The sequence below is a fragment of the Pseudoalteromonas sp. NZS127_1 genome, from assembly GCF_015864295.1.
Lineage (GTDB): Bacteria > Pseudomonadota > Gammaproteobacteria > Enterobacterales > Alteromonadaceae > Pseudoalteromonas > Pseudoalteromonas arctica.
On the sequence record NZ_JADYXO010000005.1, the window covers coordinates 117740 to 133996 of the forward strand.

Below are 16257 nucleotides of genomic sequence, written 5' to 3' on the forward strand. Positions count from 1 at the left end.
CAAGCCTCATAAAAACAAAAAGCCCCGTATGAACGGGGCTTTCCTATAATAAATCTTTACACTGTAAAAGTTAGAAAACTAGAACGGGATATCGTCGTCAAAATCAATGGTTGGTTCCATTGGGTTTGATGCGCCACCTTGCGGAGCACTTTGTGGTTTAGGAGCGAAACCACCTTGCTGTTGTGGTGCACTTTTTTGCTGTGGTGCATAACCACCTTGCGGCTGATATTGATTACTTTGCTGCTGTGGTGCTGGAGCCGGTTTTGGTTGTGCTGCTGGTGCGGCTTGTTGCTGCGGATTATAGCCACTTTGCTGTGCAGCTTGGCCTTGGTTATTTTGACCGTAACCACCGCTTTGTTGACCACCTTGCGGCTGATTACCTTGGTAACCACCACCTTGTTGTCCACCTTGCGGCTGATTACCTTGGTAACCACCACTTTGCTGATCGCCACCACGTGCGCCTAACATTTGCATTTGACCAGTAAAGCCATCTACAACTATTTCTGTAGTGTATTTTTCTTGGCCTTGTTGATCGGTCCACTTACGTGTTTGAAGTTTACCTTCAACATAAATTTGTGAACCTTTACGACAATATTCACCAACAATTTCAGCTAATTTGCCAAAGAACACAACACGATGCCACTCAGTTTTATCAACCATTTGGCCAGTGTTTTTATCTTTATAGCTATCCGAAGTTGCTAAGGTAATATTTGCTACACCATTGCCGTTAGGCATATAACGAACTTCAGGATCTTGCCCTAAATTACCAACCAAAATTACTTTGTTCACACCGCGTGCCATGGAACCATCTCCTATAAATGTTAGATTAAACCAGCTACTTTACGTGCTTGGTCTAGGTCAAATTCTTTATCATTAATCTTTAAATAGCTGCGACTTTCATCGCGAACCACAGTTGCTTCTATTACGCCTGGTAAAGCAACTAACTGAGAAGCAAGTGTTTGAGCATGCTCTTCAGAATCTAATTTGGTCATTAAACTAATAACTTTACTTTTGGGTGGGACTTGCATTTTCCACGCAATAATAAGCCATATTAACCCAACAAGTGCTGCTGCCGCAAACACAGCTTGTGTCGTTGTTGTTTGTGCTACATAGCCACCTAACATACCGCCTAAAAAGGCGCCTAAAAACTGGCTAGATGAGTAGCCACCCATTGCTGAACCTTTTTGGCTTGCAGGTGCTATTCGCGATACAAGCGCAGGCATAGTGGCTTCTAAAAAGTTAAACGCCACAAAATAAAGCAGCATACACACAGCAATGCCTACTACACTATTAACCCATACCGACATTGCTAGCATACTAATAGTTAACAAGGCTACCGAGCCAATAAATGCTTGTTTTTCTTTCTCTTTTTTAATGGCCACAATCATTATTGGTACCATTAATAAAAATGCTAAAAATAGCACTGGAATATATAAATACCAGTGATGGTCGGCAACTAAGCCATCTTTAATTAATTGACTCGGCAGTACGACAAATATTGTGGTTAGCGTTAAGTGTAATAGCAATACACCTGCATTTAATCGTGCTAACTGAGGGTGCTTAATTAGTTTTTTAATGTCGCTAAAGCTTGCTAATGTATCGCCTTTGGGCGCTTTATTTACCGCATTTGGCACTAGCATAGTCACTATAAATATACCAAAAACAGCTAAAATAGCAGTCAACCAAAATACACCCGCAATACCCCACGAAGCTGCAACAATTGGCCCAAGTAGCATAGCAAAGGCAAAGCTCATTCCTATGCTCATACCAATAACGGCCATTACCTTTGGTCGTTGCTCATCGCGGCTTAAATCTGAAGCAAACGCGAGTAGTGCACTGGCTATTGCGCCCATACCTTGTAGAGCGCGGCCTACGGTAACCATTTGAATAGAGTCAGCTAATGCAGCAACTACAGAGCCAATAGCAAATACGACTAAGCCACCAACAATAACCTTTTTACGACCAATTTTATCGGATAATCGACCCATAGGTATTTGCAATACGGCTTGCGTTAAACCATACGCACCAATGGCAAAGCCAATCCAAATAGGCGAAAAACCTTCAAGCGATTGTCCATAAATAGCCAATACAGGCATCAGCATAAACAAGCCGAGCATTCTAAATGCAAACACACTCGCCAGCGATACTGCGGCGCGTTTTTCTCGTGAATTAAGTGAAGATGCGGTCATTATCTGCGTGATCTTACTCTATGAAAAATTGAGGTTGGGATTCTACCATAAGCTTGGCAATAATTAATCGCCTATAAGTAAGGATTTTTCATTGATCAAGGATTAATATTGCTTCGTATTATGCGATACTGAGTAAATAATTTTGGTAATAAACGAGATAGCATGGAAAACATTGAAGTCCGAGGCGCCCGTACGCATAATTTAAAAGACATCAGCCTAACCATCCCACGTGATAAATTAATAGTTATTACTGGTCTATCTGGTTCGGGGAAGTCATCACTTGCATTTGATACACTTTATGCAGAAGGACAACGCCGGTATGTTGAATCACTCTCTGCGTATGCAAGACAATTTTTATCGCTTATGGAAAAGCCTGATGTAGATCACATCGAAGGCCTCTCTCCTGCAATTTCTATTGAGCAAAAATCAACGTCTCATAACCCACGATCAACTGTGGGTACTATTACCGAAATTTACGATTATTTACGACTTATGTTTGCCCGCGTTGGCGAACCACGATGCCCTACACATGATTTACCACTTGCTGCGCAAACAGTTAGTCAAATGGTAGATACTGTTTTGGCTCTACCTGAAGGCAGTAAATTAATGCTGCTTGCGCCAATAGTAAAAGAGCGTAAAGGTGAGCATGTTAAGTTATTAGAGCAGCTATCAAGCCAAGGTTATATTCGCGCCCGTATAGACGGTGAAGTATGTGACTTGTCTGATCCACCAACACTTGAGCTCCATAAAAAACATACAATAGAAGTTGTTGTAGACAGATTTAAAGTAAAAGATGGCTTACAGCAACGCTTAGCGGAATCGTTCGAAACTGCACTTGAAATGTCTAATGGCGTTGCACATGTAGCATACATGGATGATAGCAGCGCTGAAGAAATTCTCTTCTCAGCAAACTTTGCCTGCCCTACTTGTGGCTATGCAATGACTGAGCTAGAACCGCGTTTGTTTTCGTTTAATAACCCTGCTGGTGCGTGCCAAACCTGTGATGGTTTAGGTATACGTCAATATTTTGATCCTAATCGCGTAGTGCATAACCCAGAGTTAAGCCTTGCTGGCGGTGCAATTAAAGGCTGGGATAAACGCAGCTTTTATTACTATCAAATGCTACAAGCCGTTGCTGAGCATTATAGTTTTGATTTAGATGTGCCTTATCAAGATTTAGACAGCGACTCGAAAAAAATTATTTTAGATGGCTCTGGTAGCACTAAAATTGCGTTTAATTATCGTAACGACCGTGGCGATTTAATTACGCGTAATCATGAGTTTGAAGGCGTTTTAAATAACATGAATCGCCGCTACCGCGAGACCGAGTCAAACTCAGTACGCGAAGAGCTTGCTAAATACCAAACAAGCCAAGCATGTCCTAGCTGTAATGGCTCGCGTTTACGCGAAGAATCTCGAAATGTATTTATTGGAAAAACCAACTTACCTGCAATCACGTGCATGAGTATTGGTGAAGCTATGGAGTTTTTTGAAGGGTTAACGCTAACCGGACAAAAAGGCCAAATAGCTGAAAAAATACTAAAAGAAATTCGCGACCGTTTATCGTTTTTAATTAACGTTGGCCTAAATTACTTATCACTTGAACGTAGTGCAGACACACTATCGGGTGGTGAGGCTCAGCGAATTCGCTTAGCGAGCCAAATTGGTGCTGGCCTTGTAGGTGTAATGTACGTACTAGATGAGCCATCAATTGGATTGCATCAACGCGATAACGACCGCTTACTACAAACACTGGTCCATTTACGCGACTTAGGTAACACCGTTATTGTAGTAGAGCACGATGAAGATGCTATTCGTGCCGCTGACCATATTATTGATATTGGCCCTGGTGCAGGTGTTCATGGTGGGCATATTATTGCTCAAGGTACGCGCGACGATATTTTAGCAAGCAAAGAGTCGGTTACAGGCCAGTTTTTATCAGGTGTGCGTAGAATAGAAATACCAAAAGAACGTCACCCAACTAACGACAAATGGCTAGAGCTATTTGGCGCAACGGGTAATAACCTTAAAAATGTGGATTTAAAAATTCCATTTGGCTTAATGACCTGTGTGACAGGTGTATCGGGCTCAGGTAAATCAACGTTAATAAACGACACATTATTTAAACTTGCTCATACAGAGCTAAATGGCGCAACAACTGCCGAAGCAGCACCGTATAAATCAATTAGCGGTTTAGATCATTTCGATAAAGTAATCGATATTGATCAAAGCCCGATTGGTCGTACTCCGCGTTCAAATCCGGCAACCTACACAGGAATATTTACCGGTATTCGTGAGTTATTTGCAGGCACCCAAGAAGCGCGCTCTCGTGGCTACAAAGTGGGTCGCTTTAGCTTTAACGTTAAAGGCGGACGCTGTGAGGCGTGCCAAGGTGACGGCTTAATTAAAGTTGAAATGCACTTTTTACCAGACGTTTATGTACCGTGTGATGTATGTAAGAGCAAACGCTATAACCGCGAAACGCTCGAAGTGCAATACAAAGGTAAAAACATACACCAAGTGCTCGAAATGACCGTTGAAGACGCTCATGATTACTTTGATAAAATACCAGCTATTGCCCGTAAGCTTAAAACATTGATGGATGTTGGTTTATCGTATGTGCGTTTAGGTCAAGCGGCTACTACTCTCTCTGGTGGTGAGGCGCAACGTGTAAAACTAGCGCGCGAGCTGTCAAAGCGCGATACAGGTAAAACACTTTACATATTAGATGAGCCAACAACAGGCTTACACTTTGCTGATATTGAACAGCTGCTTGTAGTGCTTCATCGTTTGCGCGATCACGGCAATACTATTGTTGTTATTGAGCATAACCTCGATGTGATTAAAACAGCAGACTGGGTTATCGATTTAGGTCCTGAAGGCGGTGCTGGCGGTGGTGAAATACTCATTGCAGGCACACCAGAAGAAGTTGCTGAATGTGAGCGTTCACATACTGGGCATTACCTAAAAGCTCTATTAAGTAAATAGAGGTCTAGCTATAGAAAATCAATCGGCATTAAAGTTATTTAACTGCCGAGATTACATTTAACTAAAAATAGCGAGAAGAATCACTTCTCGCTATTTTTTGTTCTAACTTTTCTTTTATCAACATAACAATCGAAAATGCTATTAGAGAAAAACAACGTAAACTTAATCTAAAAAGATAGACACGCCCTAGTCGTTCCAACTTATCTGTATTATTTGCATGTCTTTATATTTTGATTCTGTAAAGAAAATCTGATTGTTATCACTAATAAAAAATGCGATGGGTTTAAAATCTACATGTACATCTTGTACTGTTTTATCTTCTAAATTAAGCCGAGCAACTCTTGAAATAGCATCTGAGTAATAAAGGTAATTACCATTAATGGCAAAAAGTTGCGCTTGTCGCGCGTCTTTAGGCAATTCCCAATTCTGTTTATTTGATAATTTAATTAACTGATTATTAGTAATTGCATAATTAGTACCGTCAGCGCCTGAAATTAATTTGTTGGCTTTAATATCCTCTAATATAGTTGTGTCTCGCGTTAATAAATTAAACTGAGCAAATAGATTTTCTGAACCACTTCGCTCTAAATAAATTATACTTTCATTATTTTTAGACCATACATAGTTTAGTATTTTTCGCCCTTTAAACTCAGCTATGGTATAGAGCTTGCTCGACAGAACGTCAAAAAATGCAATATCACTATTAACTCTTAATAAAACACGATCTTGCTTACTCGATACTCTTAGCCCGCCAATAGCAAAGTTAGATTTCCCTTCATAAGTAAAGTTACTAAGTTGCTTTGTAAGCCCGTTTTGAGATAACCACAACTGACTGCTGCCAGAGCGCTCGGATACAAAAATATGCGCTGGCCCTTTCTCATTAATGACTTCTACAATGTTGTAGTCGTCTTCATCACTTTTGTAGAGTGCTTCATACTCAGGAACATCGCTAAAAAGATTAGTCGCTTTAATTAACGAAAATGCTTGTGTTTTATTTGCTGAGTAAAAAAGGCTATTAGCAGATTGAACTGCAATATAATAAGGTGAAATTGCTGGGGTAACCGTTAGTGTGCGTTTAATGATATTATTTTCATCAAACACAATGGTTGAAAGCTCAGAGTCTTCAAAAACAATCACGCCTTTATCGTCTGCAAGCCAGTCAAACGCGAAGCTAATTATGCTTTTCTTTGCTTTAAATAACCGCTTGGTTTCATGGGTCTCAAAATTGTAGCTAAATACAGAAAAAGGCTTACCCTTTTGACTAAGTACATATGCTATTTTACTACCAGAATGAGATAAACGAGGCATGATTACGCCATACATGACGCCTGGTGGTGGAATCACTATGAATTCTTTTTTAAGTTCTAAATCATATTTATATAAACCTGAACCCTCATGCTCATTTTTATATTCGGTGTAATAAATATGCCCACCACTTTCGTCTACTTGCGCATAACCTGTGTATCTAAGGTCGCACTTTTTAATTAAAGTAGCCTCTCCTATAACAGGAAACTGGCTTAAATCAACGAGTACCATTTCACACTTTTGCTGCTTTAAGTTGGTAGCTTGTAACAACACAGAGCGCTGATTTAACTGCCACGATAAAATGGATACTTGAAAGCCAGGATAGATAATTTCAACTTCCCTTTGATCAGATAGTCGCTTTACAAATGCATGCATTACGTCATTTTCAGGTTCAACATTTGTATAAGCTAAATATTGTTTATCTGAGGACATCTCAGGGTGAACCTCACTGCCTATATTCCACGTGCTTGCTACCTTATTAACCGTGATCTGTTTAATCTTTTCACTAGAAGGTGTATTAATAAAAAACAACCCAAACCATACTAAAAAGCAGAGGCAGATAATGACGAGTAAAGAATAAATCAAAAACTTTTTACTATTCTTTTTTTGAACTGGTTGCAAAATAGTTGCACTAGCTATTTCTTCATTTTTGGCAGAAATACCCGGTGAGTCAGGCAAAATATTTGCAGGCTCTTTCGAAACGTTTGCTTGCGTTAAACGCTCAGGTATTACTGTTAGGCTATATCCTTTACGGTAATGCGTTTTTAAAAGCGGTGCTTTTTCAATTGGGTGGGCAAGCTGCTTTCTTAACTCTGAGATTGCACGGTTAATCGCATTATCATCAACAAAGCTCTGTTGCCACACACTCTCAATAAGCTCTTGCCGGGAAACGATTTGTTGAGGCTTACCTATAAAGTGGAGTAATAACTTTACTAAAAGTGGATCTAATTCCCTTTCTAAATGGTTTGAAGTAATCACACAGCGATTACTAATAAATTGCCAAGGTCCGATTTGATAATTCATAGTCTTTACGTATTTTTATTTTTATAAACCGTATCACATCTACACTTTATTTTATAGAAAAAGCATTTTAAACCTTATATTAGCATTATAAGGTTTAAAGCTAACACACTAAATTTTAACAATTTTTTATATTTAAAACCTTATCTATTAATTGCTCATAACTAGATAAGCGACTCTTAATAAATTCAGCGATATTCTTTAAACCGTCATCAACAAGCAGCTTAGTAAAAATCATTTGTCATTCTAAATTGGCTGCATTTAAAAAATATAAAAGGTTTAATTATGAACAACACAATGAAAAAAGTACTACCAGCTTTACTACTAGCAACGGCTTTTAATACTACTTCAGTTATTGCAGCTGACGCTAAACAAGATACCGTTCAAAATAATTTTGAGAAATGCATGATTGGTGAAAGCATAGAGGCAATTAACCCTGTTAATCAAGAGCTACAAAACACAATCAAAATAGACGCTTCTAAGCCTTTAAAAAGTAATGTTGATAAGCAAACATTACTTTCTTCAATAGATGAAAAAATATCAGCTGAGCTTGACTCTTCAATGAGCAAAATAAACTCGCAAATTGATAAAAATCTTTCAAAGGTAACATCGTCAATAACTGCATATTTCAGCAATGTGTTATCGAACTAAAAAAATCAAATTAAAAGCTATATTAAGGAATGATCATGAAAAAATTCACAAAAAAATTAGTGTCTGCTAGCGTATTACTTAGTTGTAGCCTTTTAGCAAATACAGCACAGGCTCAAAGCTCTGTATGGCAAGTAAGTAATGGCAATGACTCACTATTTATTGGCGGTACAGTTCACATACTACCTAAAGCTGAAATGCTACTACCCGCCGAGTTTAACCATGCTTATGAACAAGCAGATACAATTATTTTAGAAGCACCGTTACCTGACCCAGCCGACACCAATGCACAAATGCACATGTTAGGTGCGCTATCGTATACAAATAACGAAACGTTGAGTCAAAAGCTAGAACCCGAGATTAAGGCTTTACTTGAAAATAAGCTTAGCGAGTTTGGCGCTAACCTAGCTAAGTTAGATGGTTTTCGCCCTGCTATGGTTAGTATTGTCTTAATGTCGATGGAACTTCAAAAGCAAAACTTAATGGGTGAAGGGGTTGATGCTTACTTTACTAAAAAAGCGACTGAAGATAACAAAACAAAAAATTACTTAGAAACAATGGAATTTCAGTTAGAGCTTTATAAAACAATGGGTCAAGGCAACGAAAACGATTTCATTAAACGTAACTTAGCTGAGCTTCACAACTATGGCGATATGTTTAAAGGACTTTTAGCTGCCTGGCGCAAAGGTGATACAGGCACACTGAATAAAGTGGCACTTGAAGGTATGCAGAAAAATGATCCGAATAGCTATAAACAACTCATTACAGATAGAAATAATGATTGGTTACCAAAAGTAGAAGCCATGTTTAACAACGACAAAAATGAGTTTGTACTTGTTGGAGTTGGCCACCTTGCAGGACAAGATAGTTTACTTACCTTACTTGAAAACAAGGGCTATAAAGTTTCTCTAGTTGATGTTGAAGAGAGCGTTAAAATAACAACTAAAGACGCTGAATAATGGACAAGACAGACAAACAAGCAATGTCGTTATTATTTATATTTGGTTTTTTAATGTTAATTAGTATTATATAAAAAATGCCGCTTATTTGAAGTAAGCGGCATTTTTACATAAGTGGTAAAGCTACCTTATGGACGTGGAATAAATCCAACCGCATCATAAGCCGCTTTTAATGTAACCTCAGCTCGAGCACTCGCTTTTTCAGCGCCCTTTTTCATAATGTTGTTAAGAAGCGTTTGATCTTCTCTAATCTCTTTAAAGCGAGCCTGAATAGGTTCAATCATACTTACAACAGCATCAGCGGTATCTTTCTTCAAATGGCCATACATTTTATCTTCGTATTCTGGCACTAAGTCTTCAATTGAGCGCTTAGTTGCAACGCTTAATAAAGTAAGCAAGTTTGATACGCCTGGCTTTTCTTTGCGATCAAAGTAGATACGCGCTTGTTCGTCTGAGTCTGTTACTGCTTTTTTAAGTTTTTTCTCAATCTTTTTAGGCTCGTCTAGCATCATGATAAAACCATTTGGGTTTTCATCTGACTTTGACATCTTTTTAAGTGGATCTTGTAGGCTCATTACGCGAGCACCAAATTCAGGAATATACGGTTCTGGTAGCGTAAAAATATCACCATATACATTATTAAAGCGCGTAGCAATATCGCGAGTCAGCTCTAAATGCTGCTTTTGATCATCTCCTACAGGTACTTTATCTGCTTGATACAATAAAATATCCGCCGCTTGCAAAGCTGGATAAGCAAATAAACCCACGTTAATATTATTAGCGTGCGTTGCTGACTTATCTTTAAACTGCGTCATACGATTTAATTCACCCATTTGCGCATAACAGTTTAAAACCCAACCTAGTTGAGCATGTTCAGGCACTTGAGATTGTACAAATAGCGCTGCTTTTTCTGGATTGATACCACATGCTGTATATAGTGCAACTCCGTCCAATACGCGAGCGCGAAGTAATTCTGGGTCTTGGCGTACCGTAATCGCATGCAAATCTGCAAGCATAAAGTAGCTATCATATTCTTCCTGTAGCTTAACCCACTGGTTAATAGCGCCAACATAGTTGCCTATTGTCATACCACCGGTTGGCTGCATGCCACTTAATACTACTGGTTTACTCATGATTTTCCTTTATTTAGCTTAATTAATAATATTTAACGCTGCGTTAGAACAGGTATTATATCTAAGAAGTTATCGCATAGGTACTGCGGATTATAATCTGCAAGGTTTTCACCTTGGTTATAGCCGTAATTAAGTGCAATTACGTCTATGTTAGCGGCTTTAGCTGCAAGTATATCGCTTTTAGAATCACCTATCATTATTGCTTTATTAGGTTCAACATTTAGCGTTTTACAGGCGAATAGTAAAGGCTCTGGAGATGGTTTTTTTGCCATGTCGTCACCACATATAATCACATCAAAATGGCTCGCTAGTGCTAGTTTATCAAGCAACTTCTCTGTAAACACACGAGACTTATTAGTGATTAATGCTTTGGGCATACCGCGAAGTGCTGCAAGCCCAGTTTCTACATGTTGGTACAACACACTATATTCACCCACATGTTGCTCATAATGTTTATAAAACTGCGTAATAGCTTTGCTGCTGAGTGATTCATCTAAATGTTCACTCACTTGCATATCGCCACTCAAGGCACGTTTAACTAGCACTTCAACACCATTACCTACCCAGCTTTCAACCAAGCGTTGACTTACTATCGGGAATGCTAGGTCAGTTAATGTGAGGTTTATTGCTATATATAAATCGTAAACGCTATCAACCAAGGTACCATCTAAATCAAATAAGGCGATATCGTACTTCATTATTTTACACTTCCAAGCTGTTCACGCATTTGATCAATCACCACTTTATAATCTGGTTGGTTAAAAATAGCAGAACCTGCAACAAACATATCTGCACCCGCTTGAGCCGCTGCTGCAATGTTATCGACTTTAATACCCCCATCAACCTCTAAGCGAATATCTCGACCTGATTCAATAATACGCTGTTTTGTTTGGCGTAATTTTTCAAGCGTATGAGGGATAAAACTTTGCCCGCCAAAACCTGGGTTTACCGACATAAGTAAGATGGTATCGAGCTTATCAATAACATGATCTAAATAACTTAGACTTGTTGCAGGGTTAAACACTAAGCCTGCTTTACAGCCGTGATCTTTAATCAGCTGTATTGTACGATCAACGTGCTCGCTAGCTTCTGGATGAAAAGTAATAATTGATGCCCCTGCCTCTGCAAACAGTGGAATAAGGCTATCAACAGGCTTAACCATTAAATGTACGTCGATAGGTGCTGTAATGCCGTAATCTCTTAGTGCTTTACACACCATTGGGCCAATTGTAAGGTTAGGTACATAGTGATTATCCATTACATCAAAATGAACCACATCTGCACCCGCAGCGAGTACTTTATCAACATCTTCGCCTAGCTTTGCAAAGTCAGCAGACAAAATAGAAGGGGCAATTAAATATTTTTGCTCTGGGTTAAACATGATTAACTCCATCAATAAATAGTATAATGCGTTAATGTAACTTAATTGAAGATGTTACCCAAGTAATATGGCGTAATAGCCCCTATTTCAGGTAACTTTAAGTTTGATATTTAATCAATATTTGCTATGATTAAAAAAGTAACAAATTATTGGATTTTACCATGCGTGCATTTAAAACTGGGATATTAATTGCGTCGGCATTACTGCTTATCGGGGCGTTTAGCTTTGGTTCAAGCTCTGAGCAAGAATTAAGCTCGGTTAATAATTGCCATAATACACAAACTGTAAGTGCTAACAGCACATTATCTACGTGTATTAAAATTGAAGAAGAGTCATCGTGGTTTTCGTGGTTAACTGGCGATAGCCGTAGTGCTCAGTTTCATTACCTCGATTTGCTAGAACTACTTACTAGTTCTGATGATTCTAAAAACCCCCCTTCTTTAAAACCCTTATTTTAAATAATGCTGCAATTTTTTAGTGCGTTGCAAAGTGTACTAGCAGCATTTTTTGGTGTTCAGTCTGAAAATAAACGCCAAGCTGATTTTAAACAACACTCTCCTACGTCTATTATTTTAATTGCGATTACACTATTTATTGCTTTTGTTATCGCAATTTATGCAGTGGTTGCTTGGGTGCTAAATACATAGCCATTAACTCGTCTACTTTATTACGAGAGCCACCTTTGGGGCTAATAGTGCGCTTTACTTGTATTTGATCAAGTGATGCTTGGCTATAAATTTTTCGAGTCCATACAGTATCGTGATTAGATATAAGCACTGGCGTGTTGTTTTCAAACGCCGCCTTCTCAGCCAGATTAGCCAGATTAGCCTGATCATCTAAATTAAACCCGCCCTTAGCGTAAGAGGTAAACGAAGCCGTTTTACTTAATGGTACATAAGGTGGGTCGCAATAAATAACAGCATTGTTAGGTACTAACTTAAAAACGTCATCGTAGTCTAAACAGGTGAAGGTTGCTTTTTGTGCTTTTTCAGCAAAAAAATACATTTCTTTTTCAGGAAAGTAAGGCTTTTTATATTTACCAAAAGGCACATTAAAAATACCTTTTAAATTATACCTACAGAGTCCGTTGTAACCATGGCGGTTCATGTATAAAAACAATATTGAACGTTCATATACATCACGACTTTGATTAAACTGCACACGATATTCGTAATAAGCATCTGCGTGATTATTCAAATCTACAAATAACTTTTTAGCGTCACTAATCAGCTCATCTGGAGAGCTTTTTAGCTCTTTGTATAAGTTAATTAAGTCTGCATTTATATCGTTGAGAATATAGTGTTTAAAGTCACTATTTAAAAACACAGAGCCTGCACCAACAAAAGGTTCAACCAACGTATCAGCATGCTTGCTAGCTTGGTTTAATCGCGCATTAATATTTTCAACTAGGCTGTATTTTCCGCCGGCCCATTTAAGGAAGGCTCTACTCTTTTGCTGCATTGGCTCTTTACTTCAATCTGGTGTTGCGCGATTTTACACTAAAGCAGTGTGTTTTACTGATCAACGAGTGCTATTTCTTGCTTTATTTTACTAATTTTTTTATAGAAAGGTTTATTTTTTCTAACCTCAGCAGATAAAGTATCCATTGCTGATTTTGCTTCGTTTATACTTTCAAAACTGCCAAATGTAACAACCCACCATACTTTATTATTTCGCTTTGTTTGGTAAGTATGAGTTTGCTGCTGTAGATTGAATTGAGCAATAAAATTATCGCTAACTTCCTGCTGAGTTACGGCTAATAATTGAATAACACTATTTGTATCTATTTGCTGCATGTACCATATATTATCTTGGCTGATCTGAGTTTGCTCTGCTGTATTTACTTTTAGAGCTTCAGATTTAACGTCACTTGATACACTGCTTTTGTTATTAGCACTATCATCAACATCATTGTCTAATACGTTAACTGTGTTGCCAGGTTCGGTAAGGCTTTGCATTATGGCAGGCACATCATTAATGTGTACACGCTCTGGCTTAATATCTGGCTCAACAACTTTGGGGTCATTTAAGTTAATTATTGAGTCATTTTTCTTTATAGCCGGCTCACTTACTTGCTCTATAGATATTGCTGTATTTACTACTTGTGTTTCTTCTTGCTGATAATACTGTTGCCACCACTGCGTCATATCCGACTTATAAAGCAGACCAATAATTAAAAGCATAATCAGCAACATCAAAATCAATAAGTGTAATCGCCAAGACACTTTGTCTTTAACAATAATATCGGCTATGTGCTCACTAGGTTGCCAAGCAAGCAATAAGCTGGGATTACCATGAGCCTCAGCTAAAAAAGTACTAAATACAGGGTCTTCATCATAGGGTAAGTCTGTAAAGTACCACTGCAATAACATCTTGCTTTCTCGAAGCGTCAGCGGCTCCAGATAAATTTCAACAGCGTTATTTAAAGCCAGTTTAGACTGTGAAGCTATTATAATATATAGCGTATTTGGGCTATTTTTAGAAAGTAACTCAAGCTCAATTAACATCTCATCAGATAATTGCCTACCGCCATCAAGTACCCATAAACATGGCCCGCATGGTTGCTGCTGCAGTAATTGGTAATAGTTTTCAGGTAAACTTAAGTTATGATCAATCAGGGGAGAGTTAAAGCTTTGCTCTAATAACTCACTCATTAGCTGAGCATCAGTCATTTGTGCACTTACTTGCACGAAGGCTTTATTAAAGTCGTTGTATTTATCTGTAATGAAGGTTTCGAGCATATAACTTTTACCTAGCCCAGAAGTGCCAAGTAAAACAATTAAATTTTGCCCGTACTCAAATTGCAGTGCGATTCTATCCACCAAAGCCGCACGGCTTGGTAAAATTTGTGACTGCATTTACTGCTCGATTAAGTCTCTAACTTGATCATCCGATACATTATCAACTAATGCACACTGGCCAAATTGGGTAGGTAGAATAAAGCGGATAGTGCCTTTTTTATTCTTTTTGTCTTTACGCATATGCGTTAAAAACTGCTCGCTAGTCATTTGCTTTGGAATTTCTGTTGGTAAATTATATAGCTCAAGCAGCTTAATAATTCGATCAACTTCGCTTGCGCTTAAATCTTGGCGTGTCTTGGCAAGTTTAGCTGCTAATACCATTCCTGTTGCAACAGCTTCGCCGTGTAACCAAACGCCATAACCCATCTGTGCCTCAATTGCATGGGCAAATGTATGGCCTAAGTTTAACAAAGCTCGTAAGCCATGTTCTTTTTCATCTTGAGCAACTATAAGCGCTTTTATTTCACAACATCTAAAAATGATATGCTGTAAGCATGCTTCATCTAATTGCTGTAAATTAGTCACATTTCGCTCTAAATAGGCAAATAATTCGGTATCGTAAATCAGACCATACTTAATTACCTCAGCCATACCTGCTGCAAACTCTCGTGCAGGTAGAGTGTGTAATGTTTGCGTATCAATAAAAACCGCTTGAGGCTGATAAAATGCCCCTATCATATTTTTACCTAACGGATGATTTACTGCCGTTTTTCCACCTACCGATGAATCAACCTGTGAAAGCACTGTCGTTGGTATTTGAATAAACGGTACGCCGCGCTGATAACAAGCCGCTACAAAACCAGTTAGGTCACCTACAACACCGCCACCTAACGCAATTAAACACGTATCTCGGCCACAGTTATTTTGTAGTAAAAATGCTGATATTTTTTCAAACCATTCAAGTGATTTATATTGCTCACCGTCAGGAATAATAAAAGATAGCGGATTTAGATCAGCTAATGAATCAAGTAACCTTTGCAAATATAAAGGCGCTATTGTGTCATTAGTAATGATGATAGGCCGACAATCACCAATGTGGTGAACCAGGCGGCCATTATCTTGAAGTGCAGATTGCCCAATATAAATAGGATAACTTCGCTCGTCCAAATTAACAGTTAATTTAAGCATGCTTGGCTATTCCTTTATTATTGGTTTTTAAAAATCTAATTTCTCGATGATTTGGTTAGCAACAACTTTAGCGCTTTGCTCATCGGTACGTACAACAAAATCAGCAACTTCTTTGTATAGTGGCTCGCGTTCTTCTGCTAAGCGCTCTAGTACGTTACGAGGTGCTTCTTCAGTTTGCAGTAATGGACGACGCTTGTCGCGTTGCGTGCGTGCAACTTGCTTCTCTATAGGTGTCTCTAGGTATACAACGATACCTCGAGCCGAAAGCTTGTTTCGAACTTCTTTGCTCATTACTGAACCACCACCGGTAGCAAGTACAATACCTTGCATCTCGGTTAAATCGCCAATAACAGACTCTTCTCGAAGTCTAAAGCCTTCTTCACCTTCAAGATCGAATACCCATGCAATATCTGCACCTGTGCGGCGTTCGATTTCTTGATCAGAATCAACAAATTCAAGGTGTAATTGGTCAGCGATGTGACGACCAATCGTGCTTTTGCCAGCCCCCATGGGGCCAACTAGAAATATATTACGTTTCTCAGCCATATCTTTTAGTACAAACAAACTCTAAAATTTGAAATAAAACCCCGCCTAACGACCTGGCCCCAAAATTAAGGAGGGGATTATCTCAGTAATTGCAGGGGTATTTCAAGTCAATTAGGATAAAAAGCCATATAACGAGCAATTAATCTAAATAATCACCCG

15 protein-coding genes are annotated in these 16257 nt (G+C 38.6%); 5 read left to right on the forward strand and 10 right to left on the reverse strand.

Annotation, left to right across the window (positions count from 1 at the left end; genetic code table 11):
- Positions 1-78 precede the first annotated feature (78 nt).
- Both ssb and I6F50_RS06910 read right to left on the reverse strand, forming a co-directional pair.
- Positions 79-801, reverse strand: coding sequence for a single-stranded DNA-binding protein (ssb, locus tag I6F50_RS06905; RefSeq protein WP_007586300.1), 723 nt, complete (start codon positions 799-801; stop codon positions 79-81).
- Positions 802-821: 20 nt separating this feature from the next.
- Complete coding sequence (locus I6F50_RS06910) at positions 822-2189, reverse strand: MFS transporter (protein ID WP_010553785.1); 1368 nt, start codon at positions 2187-2189, stop codon at positions 822-824.
- A gap of 162 nt (positions 2190-2351) precedes the next feature.
- Between I6F50_RS06910 and uvrA the strand changes: the two genes are divergently transcribed.
- Positions 2352-5177: an excinuclease ABC subunit UvrA gene (uvrA, locus tag I6F50_RS06915; protein WP_197175800.1), complete on the forward strand. Its 2826-nt coding sequence runs from the start codon at positions 2352-2354 to the stop codon at positions 5175-5177.
- 186 nt (positions 5178-5363) lie between these two features.
- Here uvrA and I6F50_RS06920 read toward each other — a convergent pair whose 3' ends face one another.
- Positions 5364-7505, reverse strand: a complete 2142-nt coding sequence (locus I6F50_RS06920; RefSeq protein WP_197175803.1) for a transcriptional regulator — start codon at positions 7503-7505, stop codon at positions 5364-5366.
- A gap of 282 nt (positions 7506-7787) precedes the next feature.
- Here I6F50_RS06920 and I6F50_RS06925 point away from each other — a divergent pair, with 282 nt between their 5' ends.
- Together I6F50_RS06925 and I6F50_RS06930 are read left to right on the forward strand one after the other, a co-directional pair.
- Entirely contained in the window at positions 7788-8153 is a 366-nt protein-coding gene (locus tag I6F50_RS06925) for a hypothetical protein (protein WP_197175804.1), read from the forward strand.
- A gap of 35 nt (positions 8154-8188) precedes the next feature.
- On the forward strand, positions 8189-9109 hold the full coding sequence (locus tag I6F50_RS06930) for a TraB/GumN family protein (protein WP_197175812.1): 921 nt from the start codon (positions 8189-8191) through the stop codon (positions 9107-9109).
- Between the two features lie 128 nt (positions 9110-9237).
- Here I6F50_RS06930 and trpS read toward each other — a convergent pair whose 3' ends face one another.
- The 3 genes from trpS to rpe are packed head-to-tail and all read right to left on the reverse strand — an operon-like array spanning position 9238 to position 11623.
- The gene (gene trpS, locus I6F50_RS06935; protein ID WP_197175814.1) at positions 9238-10242 is read right to left on the reverse strand and encodes a tryptophan--tRNA ligase; all 1005 of its coding nucleotides are present in this window, start codon (positions 10240-10242) and stop codon (positions 9238-9240) included.
- A 32-nt stretch (positions 10243-10274) separates the two neighbouring features.
- A complete protein-coding gene (locus I6F50_RS06940; RefSeq protein WP_197175815.1) occupies positions 10275-10940 on the reverse strand; it encodes a phosphoglycolate phosphatase in 666 nt (221 codons plus the stop codon).
- Entirely contained in the window at positions 10940-11623 is a 684-nt protein-coding gene (gene rpe, locus I6F50_RS06945) for a ribulose-phosphate 3-epimerase (RefSeq protein ID WP_197175816.1), read from the reverse strand. The genes I6F50_RS06940 and rpe overlap by 1 nt, the downstream gene beginning before the upstream one ends.
- A 161-nt stretch (positions 11624-11784) precedes the next feature.
- Here rpe and I6F50_RS06950 point away from each other — a divergent pair, with 161 nt between their 5' ends.
- Both I6F50_RS06950 and I6F50_RS06955 read left to right on the forward strand, forming a co-directional pair.
- Positions 11785-12081: a hypothetical protein gene (locus I6F50_RS06950; RefSeq protein ID WP_197175817.1), complete on the forward strand. Its 297-nt coding sequence runs from the start codon at positions 11785-11787 to the stop codon at positions 12079-12081.
- Between the two features lie 3 nt (positions 12082-12084).
- Positions 12085-12270 carry a DUF2970 domain-containing protein gene (locus I6F50_RS06955; protein ID WP_197175818.1) on the forward strand — a complete coding sequence of 62 codons (186 nt, stop codon included), beginning with the start codon at positions 12085-12087 and terminating at the stop codon, positions 12268-12270.
- Here the strand turns inward: I6F50_RS06955 and I6F50_RS06960 are convergent.
- The 4 genes from I6F50_RS06960 to aroK are packed head-to-tail and all read right to left on the reverse strand — an operon-like array spanning position 12227 to position 16098.
- The gene (locus tag I6F50_RS06960; protein ID WP_165740603.1) at positions 12227-13084 is read right to left on the reverse strand and encodes a Dam family site-specific DNA-(adenine-N6)-methyltransferase; all 858 of its coding nucleotides are present in this window, start codon (positions 13082-13084) and stop codon (positions 12227-12229) included. The two genes, I6F50_RS06955 and I6F50_RS06960, sit on opposite strands and share 44 nt — an antisense overlap.
- A gap of 53 nt (positions 13085-13137) precedes the next feature.
- Positions 13138-14481, reverse strand: coding sequence for an AAA family ATPase (locus tag I6F50_RS06965; protein ID WP_197175819.1), 1344 nt, complete (start codon positions 14479-14481; stop codon positions 13138-13140).
- Positions 14482-15552 carry a 3-dehydroquinate synthase gene (gene aroB, locus I6F50_RS06970; protein WP_007586276.1) on the reverse strand — a complete coding sequence of 357 codons (1071 nt, stop codon included), beginning with the start codon at positions 15550-15552 and terminating at the stop codon, positions 14482-14484.
- 27 nt (positions 15553-15579) lie between these two features.
- Positions 15580-16098, reverse strand: a complete 519-nt coding sequence (aroK, locus tag I6F50_RS06975; protein ID WP_004589350.1) for a shikimate kinase AroK — start codon at positions 16096-16098, stop codon at positions 15580-15582.
- Between the last annotated feature and the right edge of the window lie 159 nt (positions 16099-16257).

Coding starts and splice junctions, on each gene's coding strand:
- ssb (WP_007586300.1), bottom strand. CDS start 801: ATGGCACGCGGTGTGAACAAAGTAATTTTGGTTGGTAATTTAGGGCAA.
- I6F50_RS06910 (WP_010553785.1), bottom strand. CDS start 2,189: ATGACCGCATCTTCACTTAATTCACGAGAAAAACGCGCCGCAGTATCG.
- uvrA (WP_197175800.1), top strand. CDS start 2,352: ATGGAAAACATTGAAGTCCGAGGCGCCCGTACGCATAATTTAAAAGAC.
- I6F50_RS06920 (WP_197175803.1), bottom strand. CDS start 7,505: ATGAATTATCAAATCGGACCTTGGCAATTTATTAGTAATCGCTGTGTG.
- I6F50_RS06925 (WP_197175804.1), top strand. CDS start 7,788: ATGAACAACACAATGAAAAAAGTACTACCAGCTTTACTACTAGCAACG.
- I6F50_RS06930 (WP_197175812.1), top strand. CDS start 8,189: ATGAAAAAATTCACAAAAAAATTAGTGTCTGCTAGCGTATTACTTAGT.
- trpS (WP_197175814.1), bottom strand. CDS start 10,242: ATGAGTAAACCAGTAGTATTAAGTGGCATGCAGCCAACCGGTGGTATG.
- I6F50_RS06940 (WP_197175815.1), bottom strand. CDS start 10,940: ATGAAGTACGATATCGCCTTATTTGATTTAGATGGTACCTTGGTTGAT.
- rpe (WP_197175816.1), bottom strand. CDS start 11,623: ATGTTTAACCCAGAGCAAAAATATTTAATTGCCCCTTCTATTTTGTCT.
- I6F50_RS06950 (WP_197175817.1), top strand. CDS start 11,785: ATGCGTGCATTTAAAACTGGGATATTAATTGCGTCGGCATTACTGCTT.
- I6F50_RS06955 (WP_197175818.1), top strand. CDS start 12,085: ATGCTGCAATTTTTTAGTGCGTTGCAAAGTGTACTAGCAGCATTTTTT.
- I6F50_RS06960 (WP_165740603.1), bottom strand. CDS start 13,084: ATGCAGCAAAAGAGTAGAGCCTTCCTTAAATGGGCCGGCGGAAAATAC.
- I6F50_RS06965 (WP_197175819.1), bottom strand. CDS start 14,481: ATGCAGTCACAAATTTTACCAAGCCGTGCGGCTTTGGTGGATAGAATC.
- aroB (WP_007586276.1), bottom strand. CDS start 15,552: ATGCTTAAATTAACTGTTAATTTGGACGAGCGAAGTTATCCTATTTAT.
- aroK (WP_004589350.1), bottom strand. CDS start 16,098: ATGGCTGAGAAACGTAATATATTTCTAGTTGGCCCCATGGGGGCTGGC.